Raw genomic sequence first — 14,761 nt, forward strand, 5'->3', positions numbered from 1 at the left:
ATAATGATGACATCATCACATCTGCATGACCAGGGCAACGGCGGCATCATCACTGAATGATGGTCTCACGGGATTCCTCGACCGCATCACGCATCAGCTGCGAGGCGGTCTGCCGGTAGCCGGGCGGGGTCTGGGCCACAACCTCGCCTACGGTGAGCACTCGGAGATCGTTGGTCGACCCGGGCACCCCCGGCGGACTGCCGGCCACCACGATGACCCGATCGCCGGGTTTGGCGCGCTGCGATTCAAGCAGGTAGGTGTCGACGCTCAGCACGATCTCGTCGGTGGTCTGCAGAAATGGCACCAGCACCGACTCGACGCCCCAGATCGGGGTCATCGATCGACGTGTCGACTCGTCGTAGGTGAACACGAGCATGGGCAGCCCGTCGCGCAGTCTCGCGATGCGCCGGGCACTGTTGCCGCTGGCGGTGAACACGCACAGGTAGCGGGCGTCGATGTTGTGCGCCACCTCGACTGCCGCGCGCGTGATGGCTCCGGCCATGGTGTGCGGGCGGGTGCCCAGCGGCGAGATGCGGTCGAGACCGTGCACCTCGGTCGACTCGATGATGCTCGCCATCACGTCGACTGCGGCCACCGGATGCGCACCCACCGAAGTCTCACCGCTGAGCATCAGCGCATCGGCGCCGTCAAGCACCGCATTGGCGCAGTCAGAGGCCTCGGCTCGGGTGGGTCGAGCATTGGTGATCATCGACTCGAGCATCTGTGTGGCCACGATCACGGGCCTGGCGCAGGCGCGGGCCAATTCGATCGCGCGCTTTTGCACCACCGGCACCTGTTCCAGTGGCAGCTCGACCCCCAAGTCGCCACGGGCGACCATGATCATGTCAAAGGCCTCGGTGATCTCTTCAAGGTGGTCGACGGCCTGCGGCTTCTCGATCTTGGCCACCACGGGAATGCGCATGCCGTGCTCGGCCTGAATCTGCCGCACTCGGGTCACATCGTCGGCGCTGCGCACAAACGACAGCGCAATCAGATCGACCTGCTGTTCAAGCGCCCAGTGTAGATCGGCCTCGTCGCGTGCACTCAGTGCCGGCACGTCGACGGCGACGCCGGGGAGGTTGATGCCCTTGTGATCGGAGACCCAGCCACCGACGAGCACGCGTGTGGTCACGGTGGTGTCGCTGACCCCAGTGGCCTCGAGCACCACATTGCCATCGTCGATCAGCAGACGATCGCCCACATGCACGTTGGCCGGCAGCCCGACGAACGTGGTACCGACCAGTGCACGGTCACCGGGCACCTGGTCGGTGGTGATGGCGAACTGGTCGCCCGCAGCCAGCTGCTGCGGCCCGGAGGCGAACGTGGCGAGTCTGATCTTCGGCCCCTGCAGATCGGCCATGATGCCCACCGGTTTGTGCAGTCGCGCAGCCGTCTCACGCACCGTCGCGATATAGCGAGCATGCTGGGCATGGTCGCCGTGACTCATGTTCACACGCGCCACATCGAGCCCGGCTCGAATCAGCCGTTCGATGGTCTCAGCGGAGTCTGTGGCTGGCCCCAGCGTGGCGATGATCTTGGCCCTGCGACGCATATGCCTGCCCTCTCTGTGCCGGGTGCGCGACGAGCGCGTTGACCCTCACAGTCTAGCCAGTGCCGCTTGACGCGACAGGTACAGAATGGATGCCCAGGTCGTCAGACCCGCAGCGCCCGGTCGGTCGCGTGCACCGGCGCAGGCAGCACGGTCTGCCCCTCAAGGTAGGCGTCGACCTTGGCAGCCGCGGCACGGCCTTCGGCGATCGCCCACACAATCAGTGACTGCCCGCGCCCGGCATCACCGGCCACGAACACTCCGTCGGCTGCGGTCGAGTAGTCGGCCTCACGCTCAAACGCACCCTTGCCGGTGAACCCGAGCCCCAGCTGGTCGTCGGCCCCGTTGGCCTCCGGCCCGGTGAATCCCATCGCGATAAACACCAGATCAGCCGGAATCTCGACCTCAGTGCCGTCTTTGGGCCCACGTGAGCCGTCAGGCAGGTATTCGGTCTCAGCAACCTTCAGCGCGCGCACGTGCCCCTGGTCGTCTTTGACGAACTCGACGGTCGAAGCCAGCCACTTGCGCTCGCCCGAATGCGCATCGGCCTCTTCGTGCGAGGTCGACACTTCGTAGAGCTGCGGCATGGTCGGCCAGGGCTGCGACGCCGACCGGCTGATACCGGGCTGGCGGCCAATGGCCAGGTTGGTCACCGATGCTGCTCCCTGACGCACCGCGGTGCCGATGCAGTCTGAGCCAGTGTCGCCACCGCCGATGACCACCACGTGGCGGCCGGCGGCATCGATCGGGTCGGCCAGGCGCTCGCCGGCGACCTGCCGGTTGGCCTCGACCAGATACTCCATTGCATAGTGGATGCCCGAAGCGTCACGGCCAGGAATCGACAGATCGCGCGGCACGGTAGACCCGGTTGCCACTACAACGGCGTCAAAGCGCTCGCGCAGCTGCTGCCAGGTGACGTCGGTGCCGACATTGACACCAGCGCGGAAGCGGGTGCCCTCGGCCATCATCTGGTTCAGGCGCGCATCGAGGGTCTTCTTCTCGAGCTTGAAGTCGGGAATGCCGTAACGCAGCAGGCCGCCAATACGGTCATCGCGCTCATACACCACCACCGTGTGACCGGCGCGGGTCAGTTGCTGAGCGGCGGCGAGGCCAGCCGGCCCGGAGCCGATCACGGCCACAGCCTTGCCAGTCAGACGCTCCGGCGGGTGCGGCTGCACCCAGCCACGATCGTAGGCCTGGTTGATGATCGAGACCTCGATCTGCTTGATCGTCACCGCAGGCTGATTGATGCCCAGCACACAGGCCGACTCGCACGGAGCCGGGCACAACCGCCCGGTGAACTCCGGAAAGTTGTTGGTCTCGTGCAGCCGGTCAATGGCATCTTGGGGATGCTGCTGCCAAGTCAGATCGTTCCACTCGGGAATCAAGTTGCCCAGTGGGCATCCACTGTGACAGAACGGCACACCGCAGTCCATGCAGCGCGACGCCTGCCGCTGCAGCTGTGCCGGGTCTTGACGCTCGTAGATCTCTTTGAAATCTTGGATGCGCACATCGACCGGGCGACGCTTGGGCAGCTCGCGCTGCCGAATGTTGAGAAAACCGCGTGGATCAGCCATGAGTGACCTCCAGAATCTTGTGCCAGACCTCGGAGCCATCGGGATCGAGCCCGGCTTCGAGGGCGTCGGCCCGCGTGCGCAGCACACGTGCGTAGTTGGCCGGCAGGAGCTTGGTGAAGTGTGTGACCGACTCGTCGAAGTCGGCAAGCAGTCGGTCGGCGACAGCTGACCCGGTCTCGACGCGATGCCGCTCAAGCAGCTCGCGCAGGGTGGCCCGGTCGTCGGCATCGAGTTCGACCAACTCGATCTCGCCGGCGGCAACTGCCTCGACGTTCAGGCGCTGGCGGTCGAGGTCGTGCACGAATGCCACACCGCCCGACATGCCTGCGCCGATGTTGCGGCCGGTCGGCCCCAAGATCACTGCGAGGCCGCCGGTCATGTATTCGAGGGCGTGGTCGCCCACTCCCTCGACGACCGCGGTGGCACCCGAGTTGCGCACCAAGAACCGCTCGCCCACGAGGCCGCGGATGAACATGGTGCCGCTGGTGGCCCCGTAGCCGATGACGTTGCCGGCGATCACGTTGTCTTCGGCCACGAAGGTGGAGCTCTTCGGCGGGTAGAGCACAACCTGGCCGCCAGACAGCCCCTTGCCCACGTAGTCGTTGCTGTCGCCCTCGAGCCGCAGCGTGATGCCGCGCGGCATGAATGCGCCCAGCGACTGCCCGGCTGAGCCGTGCAGCGTGACGTCGATGGTGCCGTCGGGCAGCCCCTCAGCACCGTGCGCCTTGGTCACGTAGTAGCCGAGCATCGTGCCGACGGCACGCTCGGTATTGCGAATCGGCAGGTCGATATGGCTCGGCTCGCCGTGATCGAGCGCAGCCGAAGCCAGCGCGATCAGCTGGTTGTCGAAGTGCTCAGAGAGCTCGTGATCTTGGGCCACCAAGTGACGACGCGGAGCATCCGCCGGCACATCGGCACCCTCGAGAATCGGCGTGAGATCGAGGCCGCGGGCCTTGTAGTGCGACAGCGCCGGAGTGACGTCGAGCAGATCAGTGCGCCCCACCAGCTCGTCGATGGTGCGCACGCCGAGTTCGGCCATGTATTCGCGCACCTGCTGGGCAATGAACTGGAAGAACGTCACCACATGCTCGGCCTTGCCGCTGAAGCGCTCGCGCAGCTCGGGGTTCTGCGTGGCCACGCCCACCGGGCAGGTGTCGAGATGGCACACGCGCATCATGATGCAGCCCTCGACCACCAATGGCGCGGTCGCGAAGCCGAACTCCTCGGCGCCCAGCAGCGCGGCGATCACCACGTCACGACCAGTCTTCAGCTGACCGTCAGCCTGCACCACCACCCGGTCGCGCAGCCCGTTGAGCTGCAGCGTCTGCTGTGCCTCGGCCAAGCCGATCTCCCACGGAGTGCCGGCGTGCTTCAGCGAGTTCAGCGGGCTGGCACCCGTGCCTCCGTCGTGACCCGAGATGAGAATGACGTCGGCTTTGGCCTTGGCCACACCGGCGGCAACTGCGCCGATGCCGTTTTGGCTGACCAGCTTCACATGGATGCGCGCAGTCGGATTCGCCCGCTTCAGATCGAAGATCAGCTGCTTGAGATCTTCAATCGAGTAGATGTCGTGGTGCGGCGGCGGCGAGATCAGCCCAACACCGGCGGTGCTGTGACGCGTGCGTGCCACCCACGGGTACATCTTCTGCGGTGGCAGCTGACCACCCTCGCCGGGTTTGGCGCCCTGAGCGAGTTTGATCTGAATGTCGTCGGCATGCGTGAGATACATGCTGGTGACGCCGAAACGCCCCGAGGCCACCTGCTTGATGGCGCTGCGCCGCTCGGGGTCGAGCAGGCGATCGAGGTCTTCGCCTCCCTCACCGGTGTTCGACTTCGCACCGATGCGGTTCATGGCGATCGCCAGCGTCTCGTGTGCCTCACGAGAGATCGAGCCGTAGCTCATCGCACCGGTCGAGAAGCGCTTGAGAATCGACTCAATCGGCTCGACCTCGTCGATGGGAATGCTCTGCCCCGGCTCGACATGGAACTTCAGCAGACCGCGAATGGTCTTGAGCGACTCGGCCTGGTTGTCGACCAGCTCGGTGTACTCCTTGAAGATGTCGTAGCGGCGAGTGCGCGTCGAGTGCTGCAGGCGGAAGATCGTGTCGGGGTTGAACAGGTGCTCGGCTCCGTCACGCCGCCACTTGAACTCGCCGCCAGAGGGCAGGTGCTCGTGCACCGTGGCCGCCGGCTCGAGCGGGTAGGCCAGAGCATGACGCAGGCTCGTGTCGTGCTCGATCTCGACCAGGCCGATGCCGCCGAGCTTCGACACGGTGCCGGTGAAGAACTCGTCGATGACCTCTTGCGAGAGGCCAACGGCCTCGAAGGTCTGTGCGCCGATGTACGAGGCGACCGTCGAGATGCCCATCTTCGACATGATCTTGAGCACGCCCTTACCGAGCGCCTTGATGAGGTTCTTGACCGCGTCTTCGGCAGAGACGCCGGTGACGAAGCCGGAGCGCACCAGCTGCTCGGCGCTCTCCATGGCCAGGTAGGGGTTGACCGCGCTGGCGCCGTAGCCGAGCAGCGTGGCCACGTGATGCACCTCGCGCACATCGCCGGCCTCGGCGATCAGACCGACCCGCAGACGGCACTCGTGACGCACCAGGTAGTGGTTGACGGCACCAACGGCAAGCAGCGAAGGGATGGGCGCCTGGTCAGCGGTGGAATCGCGATCACTGAGCACGATGAACTGTGCTCCCTGCTCAACGGCGGCCAGCGCTTCGTCGCACAACTCGTCGAGGCGTCGACGCAGACCGATCGCCCCGTCGTGTACCGGGTAGGTGGAGCGCAGGGTGACCGTCTTCGTGAAGCCGGTGTGGCGATCCAGATGCTGAATCTTGGCCAGCTGATCGTTGTTGATCACCGGGAAGTCGATCTCGACCTGGCGAATGTTTTCAGGCTCGAGGCTCAGCAGGTTCTGCTCGGGGCCGATGCCCACCGACAGTGCGGTGACCATCTGCTCGCGAATGGAGTCGAGCGGCGGGTTGGTCACCTGGGCGAACGACTGCGTGAAGTAGTCGAACAGCAGGCGCGGCTTTTCGCTCAGCGCGGCAATCGGGGTGTCGGTGCCCATCGCACCGAGAGGCTCTGCGCCGGTGCGAGCCATCGGGCCGATCTGCAGTTTGAGGTCTTCTTCGGTGTAGCCGAAGGTGCGCTGACGGCGCAGCACCGACCCGGGCGTGTGCCGAATGTGCTCGCGCTCGGGCAGATCGCTCAATCGCACCTGCACGTCGTCGAGCCAGTTGCGCCACGGCTTGCTCTCAGCAAGTGAACGTTTGATCTCTTCGTCTGGCACAATGCGCCCGCCCGCGGTGTCGACCAAGAACATGCGGCCCGGCTGCAGACGGCCGCGACGCAGCACGTTGTCGGGCTCGACGTCGATGACGCCGGTCTCGCTGCCGACGACGACCAGGCCGTCGCGGGTGATCACGTAGCGCCCCGGGCGCAGACCGTTGCGGTCGAGGGTGGCGCCAACCAGGGTGCCGTCGGTGAACGAGATGGCGGCCGGGCCGTCCCAAGGTTCGATCACGGTGGCGTGGTACGCGTAGAAGGCCTTGAGTTCGTCGTCCATCTCGGTGTTGTGCTCCCAGGCTTCGGGAACCATCATCAGCACTGCGTGCGGCAGTGAGCGACCGCCCAGATGCAGCAGCTCGAGAGTCTCGTCGAAGGAGGCCGAGTCACTGGCGCCACCCGACACGAGCGGGGTCAGCGGCTTCAGATCGCCGAGCAGCGGGCTCGAGATCTGCGACTGGCGTGCGCGCATCCAGTTGCGGTTGCCCTGCACGGTGTTGATCTCGCCGTTGTGCGCGATCATGCGGAACGGCTGGGCCAGCGGCCAAGACGGGAAGGTGTTCGTCGAGTAGCGCGAGTGCACGAGGGCCAGTTCGGTCTCGAAGCGCGGGTCAGACAGATCAGGAAAGAACGGTTCGAGCTGCAGCGTGGTGACCATGCCCTTGTAGACGATGGTGCGGCTTGACAGCGAGGGAATGTATACCGAGGTAGCGAGGCTCGCCCGGCGACGCAGCCGGTAGACCACGCGGTCGAGGTCGAGGCCCGACGCGGTGGGCCCTCCGACGCCGAGCTTGGCGACGAAGATCTGCTCGAAGGCGGGCATCGTGGCCAGGGCCTGCTGACCGATGGTCGACGGGTCGGTGGGCACTTCGCGCCAGCCCAGTACGGTCAGACCCTCTTCTCGGGCGATCAGGTCGATGTCACGCCGGGCACGGGTGCGCTCGGTCTCATGGGTGGGCAGATAGACCATGCCCGCTGCGTACTGCCCTGCCTCGGGCAGATCGAAGTCGACGACCTCGCTGAAGAAGCGATGGGGAATCTGCGTCAGGATGCCTGCGCCGTCACCAGTGCCGGCGTCGGAGCCGACAGCGCCGCGGTGTTCGAGGTGGCGCAGGGCGTTGAGCGCATGGTCGACGATGTCGTGGCCGGCAGAGCCGCGCAGTGTGGCCACCATGGCCAGACCGCAGGCGTCTTTCTCGGCCGCACGGTTGTACATGCCGTGATCGTTGGGTAGATCACTGAACCTTTGCAATTCGGAGGTGTGCTGCATGTGAACTCCTTCGGCACGCATGTGGCGGCGTCAACGAAGGTGAAGTGCAGCGGCGAGAGTGGGGGCGTCTCGGGTGGCTCAATCCTGTCGTGTGTGCATTCCGTCACATAATCTGGGAGCTGTGACTCTACGGGAGTTTTGTTTCGGGAATGTTACACCGGCCTGAGTGCTGGCCGACAGCCCCCTGCACTACTGCTGTTCGGCAGTTGAGGGCTCGACCGTGGCCGGCCGCTGGCGAGCCAGACGCTCGGTCTGTGCGTCGACGACCTCGGGGTGCAGTTCGAGAAAATCGGCCCGGTACACATTGGGCTCGGCGCCGGGATGCTGACGGCCGCGAATGGCGATCACCAAGATGCCCACCGCCACGATGATCACTGCGGTGAGCTGGTTCACGCGCGAGCCCAGGAACACCAGGCTCGGGTCAAGGCGAATCGCTTCGATGAAGAATCGCCCGATGCCGTACCACACCAGGTAGAGCCCGAACAGACGCCCCCACTGCAGGCGCAGTTTGTGGCCGGCCCAGATGAGTACGAACACGCCCAGTAGATCCCACAGTGACTCGTAGAGGAACGCCGGGTGGAAGAGCGTGTCAGCGGGCAGACCGACAGGGAACGCCGAGTTGGTGGTCGGGATCTTGATGCCCCACGGCAGATCGGTGGGCTGGCCGAACAGCTCGTTGTTGAAGTAGTTGCCCCACCGGCCGAGGGCCTGCGCGAGCAGCACGCCGGGTGCGGCGGCGTCGAGCAGCGCGCCGAAGCGCAGCCCGCTCAGGTGCGAGCCAACCCACGCGCCGAAGGCACCGAGCACGATTGCGCCGAAGATGGCCAGGCCACCCTCCCAGACATACAGGATGGCCAGCGGATTGGCCCCGGCGTAGAAGTAGTCGCCCGGGTGGGTGAACACGTGATAGAGACGCCCGCCCAAAATGCCCAGCGGCACGGCCCACAGAGCCACATCGAGCACCAGCCAGCCGTCAGCGCCACGGCGCTGCAGTCGCACGCCGGTCAGGGCCGCCGCGAGGATGATGCCGACCGCGATGATCAGCCCGTAGAAGTGGATGGTCACCGACCCGATCGAGAACGAACTGATGTCGGGGCTGGGGAACGTCGCGAGATTCACGTGATGATCCTAGTCTCTTTTGCCTTGCGCGAGCTGAGAAGCACGTTCGGCAACGCCGCGCACTCCCCCGTCACCGAGCGCACGCACAAACGCGGAGCCCACGATGGCGGCGTCTGCGGTGGTGAGCACATCGGCGACCTGATCGGGCCGCGAGATGCCGAGGCCGACCGCCAGCGGCTGATCGGTGACGGCGCGCAGACGTGCAGTCAGCTCGGCGGCGCGCGAGTCGACCTCGGTGCGCGTGCCGGTGACGCCCATGGTCGAGACCACGTAGACGAACCCGCGCGAAGAGTCGGTGATCAGGCGCAGACGCTCGTCACTTGACGATGGCGCAGCCAAGAACACTCGGTCGAGATCGTGCGTTTCGCTGGCAGTGATCCAAGCGGCAGCCTCGTCGGGCACCAGGTCGGGAGTGATGAGGCCGTCGCCGCCGGCCTGCGCGAGATCGCGGGCATAGGCGTCGACACCGTGTTGCAGCACCAGGTTCCAGTAGCTCATTACCAGCACCGGTACGTCGACCCGCTCGCGAATACGTTCGATCGCCCGAAACACATCAGCGACGCGGAACCCATTCTCCAGAGCCTGCACGGTGGCCGCCTGAATCACGGGGCCGTCCATCACCGGGTCAGAGTAGGGCACGCCCAGCTCGATCACGTCGACGCCGTTTTCGGCCAACGCGACCACGGCATCCACCGAGGTGTCAAAGTCGGGGAACCCGACCGGCAGATAGCCGATCAGCGAACCGTGCTCGCCGCCGAGACCGGCTGCGCGGGTGCGAAGCAGTGGATCGATGCTCATGCCTGGCCTCCGTCGTGCTTGTCGAGATAGCCGAAGTAGCGCGCGGCCGTCTCCATGTCTTTGTCGCCACGGCCCGACAGCGACACCAGCAGCAGCGCATCGGGGCCGAGGCGTCGGCCTTCGCGAATGGCGCCGGCGACTGCGTGAGCCGACTCGATGGCCGGAATGATGCCCTCAGTGCGCGCCAGCTCACGGAAGGCGGTCATGGCGTCGGTGTCGGTGACGCCCTCGTAGCGGGCTCGGCCGATGTCGGCCAGCCACGAGTGCTCGGGGCCCACACCCGGGTAGTCGAGGCCGGCTGAGATCGAGTGGCTCTCGATGGTCTGGCCGTCGTCGTCTTGCAGCAGGTAGCTGTAGGCGCCGTGCAGCGCACCGGGGCGGCCACGTTCGATGGTTGCGGCATGGTGCGGCGTGTCGATGCCGTCACCGGCGGCCTCGATGCCGAGCAGCTGCACGTCGGCGTCGTCGAGGAAGGCGTGGAAGATGCCCATGGCGTTGGAGCCGCCGCCCACGCAGGCGATGACCTCGTCGGGCAGGCGCCCGGCCTTCTCGAGAATCTGTGCTCGCGCCTCTTCGCCGATGACCTTCTGCAGATCGCGCACGATTTCGGGGAAAGGATGCGGCCCGGCGACGGTGCCCATGAGGTAGTGGGTCGTGTCGAGATTCGCGACCCAATCGCGCAGCCCCTCGTTGATGGCGTCTTTCAAGGTGCGCGACCCGGTCTTGGCCGGAATCACCTGGGCACCGAGCAGCTCCATGCGGGCGACGTTGAGCGCCTGGCGCTCGATATCGACCTCGCCCATGTAGATCTGGCATTCGAAGCCGAACAGCGCCGCGGCGGTGGCGGTGGCCACACCGTGCTGGCCGGCACCGGTCTCGGCGATCAGGCGGGTCTTGCCCAGCCGCTTGGCCAGCAGCGCCTGCCCGAGCACGTTGTTGATCTTGTGTGCGCCGGTGTGGTTGAGATCTTCGCGCTTGAGCCAGATCTCGGCACCGCCGGCGACCTCGCTCAGCCGTGGCGCCTTGGTCAGCAGTGACGGCCGACCGGTGTAGTCACGGGCCAGTCGGTCGATCTCTGCGGCGAAGGCCGGATCTGCCTGAGCCTGGCGCCACGCCTGCTCGAGTTCGTCGAGGGCGCTGATCAGCGGTTCGGGCACGAAGCGCCCGCCGTATGCCCCGAAGTAGGGCCCGGTGGCGCTGCGCAGTTCGGCTGGCGTGGGTTCGGTCATAAGGGTCAGTGCTCTCCTTGTGGTGAGACGGCGACGAATTCTGCGAGTTGAGCGGCTGGATCGCCGGTGACGAGCGCCTGCCCGATCAGCACGGCATCGGCGCCCGCGTTGCTGTACGCGCGCACGTCGTCGACATCGTGCACGGCTGACTCGGCGACGCGCACGACGCCAGCCGGAATGTCGTCGACCAGCGACGCGAAACGCGACGGGTCTTCGGCGAAGGTGGTGAGATCGCGGGCGTTGACCCCGATGATGCGGGCGCCCGAGCGAATGGCTGTTGTCAGCTCGTCGCCGTCGTGGGTCTCGACCAGCGCGTTCATGCCGAGTGACTCGGCCAGTTCTCGCAGAGCGACCAGCTGCTCGAAGTCGAGCCCGGCCACGATCAGCAGAATGAGGTCGGCGCCTGCGGCTCGCGCCTCGTACACCTGGTATTCGGTGGCGATGAAGTCTTTGCGCAGCACCGGAATGTCGACGCGCGCACGCACCGCACGCAGGTCGTCGAGCGACCCGTGAAAGCGGGTGCGTTCGGTGAGCACCGAGATGACCGATGCGCCGTTGCGCTCGTAAATGGCGGCCAGATGCGCCGGGTCGGGAATGTCGGCCAACGCCCCGCGAGAGGGGCTGGCGCGCTTGACCTCGGCGATCACATGCACGTTGGTGCGCGGTGCGAGCGCCTGCAGGGCATCGAGAGCGGGAGAAGCAGCAGCCGCCTGGCGACGCACGGTCGCTAGGTCGGTCTGCTGCTCTCGCTCGTGGGCGTCGTTCAGGGCAGCCTCATAGAGGCTGGCCAGAATCGACATCAGTGGCCTTTGGCGTGGTACTTGGGGCCGCGCACGCCATAGCCGAGCTTGGCGAGCACGATGCCGACGATCACGCCGACTGCAGCGATCACCGTGGCGATGAGGATGCCCGTGCCGTTGCCGCTCTCAAAGAACAACGCGCCCACAACGAAGGCGATCAGCACTGTGATGTTGGCGACCCAAGCCGCCGGCGAGGTGCCGTGACCGGGGTTGATGATCTCGTCGCTGATCTGAGTGATCTCGCTGCTCATGGGACTCCTTGCACTTTCAGATGTACGCACACCAGTCTAGCGGGTCGAGCCCGCCCCGTTTCGGTCACGCCACGGTGGGTGTGCCGCGCTGCAGATCGAAGCGATCTGCGTTGATGACCTTGTTCCAGGCCGCCACGAAGTCGCGCACGAAGATCTCGTTCGCGTCGTCGCCGGCGTAGTACTCGGTGACCGCGCGCAGCTCCGAGTTGGCCGAGAACACCAGGTCGAAGCGGCTGGCGCGCCAGATCACCTGGTCGTCGCCGAAGCGAGTGGCCTCGAAGGTGTTCTGCTCATCATCGACGGCGTGCCACACCGTGCCGTTCTCGAGCAGGTTGCGGTACCAGTCGTTGCTCAGCACGCCCGGACGGGTGGTCAGCACGCCCAGATCGGTGTCTTTGTAGGTGACACCGAGGGCGCGCAGGCCGCCGATCAGGGCAGTGACCTCGGGCACGCGCAACCCGAGCAGCTGCGACCGATCGATCAGCAGGTTCTCGGCGGGCAGCGAGTGGCCGGGGCGCAGGTAGTTGCGGAACCCGTCGTTGGTTGGCTCCAGGTAGGCGAAGGTCTCGGGGTCGGTGTCGGCCTGAGTGGCGTCGACGCGGCCGGGGGCGAAGGGCACCTCGATCTCGACGCCGCCCTCGGCAGCGGCCTGCTCGATGGCCGCGGCACCGCCGAGTACGATCAGATCGGCCAGCGACACATGGCGCGGCGCGTTGGTCTCGTTGAAGTCACGCTGAATGCCTTCGTAGACGGCCAGCACAGTGTCGAGCTGCTCGGGCTCGTTGACTTCCCAGTGGCGCTGGGGCTCCAGCCGGATGCGCGCGCCGTTGGCCCCACCGCGGAAGTCGGTGGCGCGATAGGTTGATGCCGAAGCCCAAGCCGTCTTGATCAGCTGCTGTCGGGTCAGCCCCGAGTTCAGCACCGTCTGCTTGAGTGCGGCGATGTCGCTGCCGAGCAGGGGCTCACCGGTTGCTGCAGGCAGCGGATCTTGCCAGATGAAGTCTTCAGCGGGCACCTCGGGGCCGAGGTAGCGCGACTTCGGGCCCATGTCGCGGTGCACGAGCTTGAACCAGGCGTTCGCGAACTCCTTCTCGAACGTCTTGTGATCGGCCAAGAACTCGCGAGCAATGCGCTCGTAGTCGGGGTCGACGCGCAGGGCGAGGTCAGTGGTGAACATACGAGGCTCGCGGTGGCCGTCGGAGTGCGCCAGGGGCACCATGTCAGCGCCGGCACCGTCTTTGGGGCGCCACTGCCAGTGACCACCCTCGCCTTTGAACAGCTCCCATTCGTAGGCGAACAGAATGTGCAGGAACTCGTTGTCCCAACGGGTGGGGTGATAGGTCCAGGTGACCTCGAGGCCCGAGGTGATGGTGTCATCGCCGACGCCGGTGCCGAAGTCGTTCTTCCAGCCGAGGCCCTGATCTTGCAGCGGCGCCTCAGCGGGGCTCTCGTGCACGTGATCGCCGTCGGGTGCGGCGCCGTGTGCCTTACCGAAGGTGTGGCCGCCGGCGATCAGTGCCAGAGTCTCACGGTCGTTCATGCCCATGCGGGCGAAGGTCTCGCGAATGTCGTGTGCAGCGCGGGCCGGGTCGGGCTGGCCCTCGGGGCCCTCGGGGTCGACGTAGATCAGGCCCATCACAGTAGCGCCCAGCGGCTTTTCGAGCTCGCGCTTCTCTTCGTCGGTGATGCGGTCTTCAGTGCCCTTCCACTGCGGCTCTGAGCCCCAGTAGACGTTCTCGGGCTCCCAGGCGTCGATGCGCCCGCCGCCGAAACCGGTGGTCGGCAGGCCCATGATCTCGAGCGCGACGTTGCCGGCGAGCACGATCAGATCGGCCCAAGAGATACTGCGGCCATACTTCTGCTTGACCGGCCAGAGCAGGCGGCGGCCTTTGTCGGTGCTGACGTTGTCGGGCCAGGACTCAGTCGGCGAGAAACGCTGCTGACCGGTGCTCACGCCACCGCGGCCGTCGAACTGGCGGTAGGTGCCGGCGCTGTGCCAGGCCACGCGGATGATCAGCGGCCCGTAGTTGCCGAAGTCGGCCGGCCACCAGGGCTGTGAGGTGGTAAGCACCTCGGCGATGTCTTTTTTGACCTCAGCCAGATCGAGTGCCTCGAACGCGGCGCGGTAGTCGAACCCGCTCTCATGCGGGTCTCGCTCGCGTGGGTTTTCGTCGAGCAGGCCGACGTTGAGGTGCTTGGGCCACCAGCGGTAGCTGGCATCGCCCTGGGTAGGGTGCGGCAGCTCGTTCTGGGGCACGTTCCGCAGCATGACGCCAGGAGCGCCGGCAGCCACTGTTTCGCCGGTCTCGTGATTGATGGGGCATTTCGACTCAGACATGGGCGCTTCTCTCTGTTGGGGCCGCCGGGGCGGCGATTGATGGATGGTGTGAGTGGTCGTCGTCGTGTATCTCAGCCTCGCAGTCGGCGCACACGCCGCGATAGGTGACCTCGGCCACCAGCACACGTATGCCGTGCGTCTGCGAGGGGGTGAGGCAGGGCGCATGCCCCACGGCACAGTCGACATCTTCGATGCGACCGCACACCACGCACTGCACGTGGTGGTGGTTGTCGCGGGTGCGCGTCTCATAGCGGGCTGCCGTGGAGTCGGGCAGATCGATGCGTCGAATGAGCTCGTGCTCGGTGAGGTCGTGCACAATATTGTGCACCGACTGGGCTGAGATGCTCGGCAGCTGTGGCTCGAGCACCTCGAGCACTTCGGCCGCAGAGCTGTGCGGATGCGCCTCGAGGTATTCGAGCACCGCCACTCGGCCGCCCGTGACCCGCAGCCCGACCGCGCGCAGGCGATCAGCCCATGCGGGGTGTTCCGCTGGGATGCTCGGCGACGTCATGCATCCATGATACCGCTGATTTTGA

The 14,761-nt window shown here is 66.0% G+C and carries 10 protein-coding genes; all 10 read right to left on the reverse strand.

Translation table 11 applies throughout. The annotated features are described in order from the left end of the window. Nucleotides 1-49: 49 nt before the first annotated feature. Nucleotides 50-1,552, reverse strand: a complete 1,503-nt coding sequence (gene pyk / locus G557_RS10655) for a pyruvate kinase (protein WP_051223957.1) — start codon at nucleotides 1,550-1,552, stop codon at nucleotides 50-52. A gap of 101 nt (nucleotides 1,553-1,653) precedes the next feature. Beyond that, nucleotides 1,654-3,126 carry a glutamate synthase subunit beta gene (locus tag G557_RS0100480; RefSeq protein WP_028244538.1) on the reverse strand — a complete coding sequence of 491 codons (1,473 nt, stop codon included), beginning with the start codon at nucleotides 3,124-3,126 and terminating at the stop codon, nucleotides 1,654-1,656. Beyond that, nucleotides 3,119-7,690: a glutamate synthase large subunit gene (gene gltB / locus G557_RS0100485; RefSeq protein ID WP_028244539.1), complete on the reverse strand. Its 4,572-nt coding sequence runs from the start codon at nucleotides 7,688-7,690 to the stop codon at nucleotides 3,119-3,121. Before gltB ends, G557_RS0100480 begins: the two co-directional genes overlap by 8 nt. A gap of 189 nt (nucleotides 7,691-7,879) precedes the next feature. Continuing rightward, the gene (lgt, locus tag G557_RS10660) at nucleotides 7,880-8,809 is read right to left on the reverse strand and encodes a prolipoprotein diacylglyceryl transferase (protein ID WP_084626868.1); all 930 of its coding nucleotides are present in this window, start codon (nucleotides 8,807-8,809) and stop codon (nucleotides 7,880-7,882) included. A gap of 9 nt (nucleotides 8,810-8,818) precedes the next feature. After that, nucleotides 8,819-9,607, reverse strand: coding sequence for a tryptophan synthase subunit alpha (gene trpA, locus G557_RS10665; RefSeq protein WP_051223959.1), 789 nt, complete (start codon nucleotides 9,605-9,607; stop codon nucleotides 8,819-8,821). Further along, nucleotides 9,604-10,836, reverse strand: coding sequence for a tryptophan synthase subunit beta (gene trpB, locus G557_RS0100500; protein WP_028244540.1), 1,233 nt, complete (start codon nucleotides 10,834-10,836; stop codon nucleotides 9,604-9,606). The genes trpA and trpB overlap by 4 nt, the downstream gene beginning before the upstream one ends. A gap of 5 nt (nucleotides 10,837-10,841) precedes the next feature. Further along, nucleotides 10,842-11,630 (reverse strand): indole-3-glycerol phosphate synthase TrpC, encoded by a 789-nt coding sequence (trpC, locus tag G557_RS0100505; RefSeq protein ID WP_028244541.1) that lies wholly within the window; start codon nucleotides 11,628-11,630, stop codon nucleotides 10,842-10,844. Between the two features lie 5 nt (nucleotides 11,631-11,635). Beyond that, nucleotides 11,636-11,887, reverse strand: a complete 252-nt coding sequence (locus tag G557_RS0100510; RefSeq protein ID WP_051223961.1) for a DUF6704 family protein — start codon at nucleotides 11,885-11,887, stop codon at nucleotides 11,636-11,638. Between the two features lie 64 nt (nucleotides 11,888-11,951). After that, a complete protein-coding gene (gene katG / locus G557_RS0100515) occupies nucleotides 11,952-14,225 on the reverse strand; it encodes a catalase/peroxidase HPI (protein ID WP_084626869.1) in 2,274 nt (757 codons plus the stop codon). After that, on the reverse strand, nucleotides 14,218-14,736 hold the full coding sequence (locus G557_RS0100520) for a Fur family transcriptional regulator (RefSeq protein ID WP_028244544.1): 519 nt from the start codon (nucleotides 14,734-14,736) through the stop codon (nucleotides 14,218-14,220). The genes katG and G557_RS0100520 overlap by 8 nt, the downstream gene beginning before the upstream one ends. Between the last annotated feature and the right edge of the window lie 25 nt (nucleotides 14,737-14,761).

It is taken from the genome of Pseudoclavibacter soli DSM 23366 (genome assembly GCF_000423505.1).
In the GTDB taxonomy this organism is placed as follows: domain Bacteria; phylum Actinomycetota; class Actinomycetes; order Actinomycetales; family Microbacteriaceae; genus Pseudoclavibacter_A; species Pseudoclavibacter_A soli.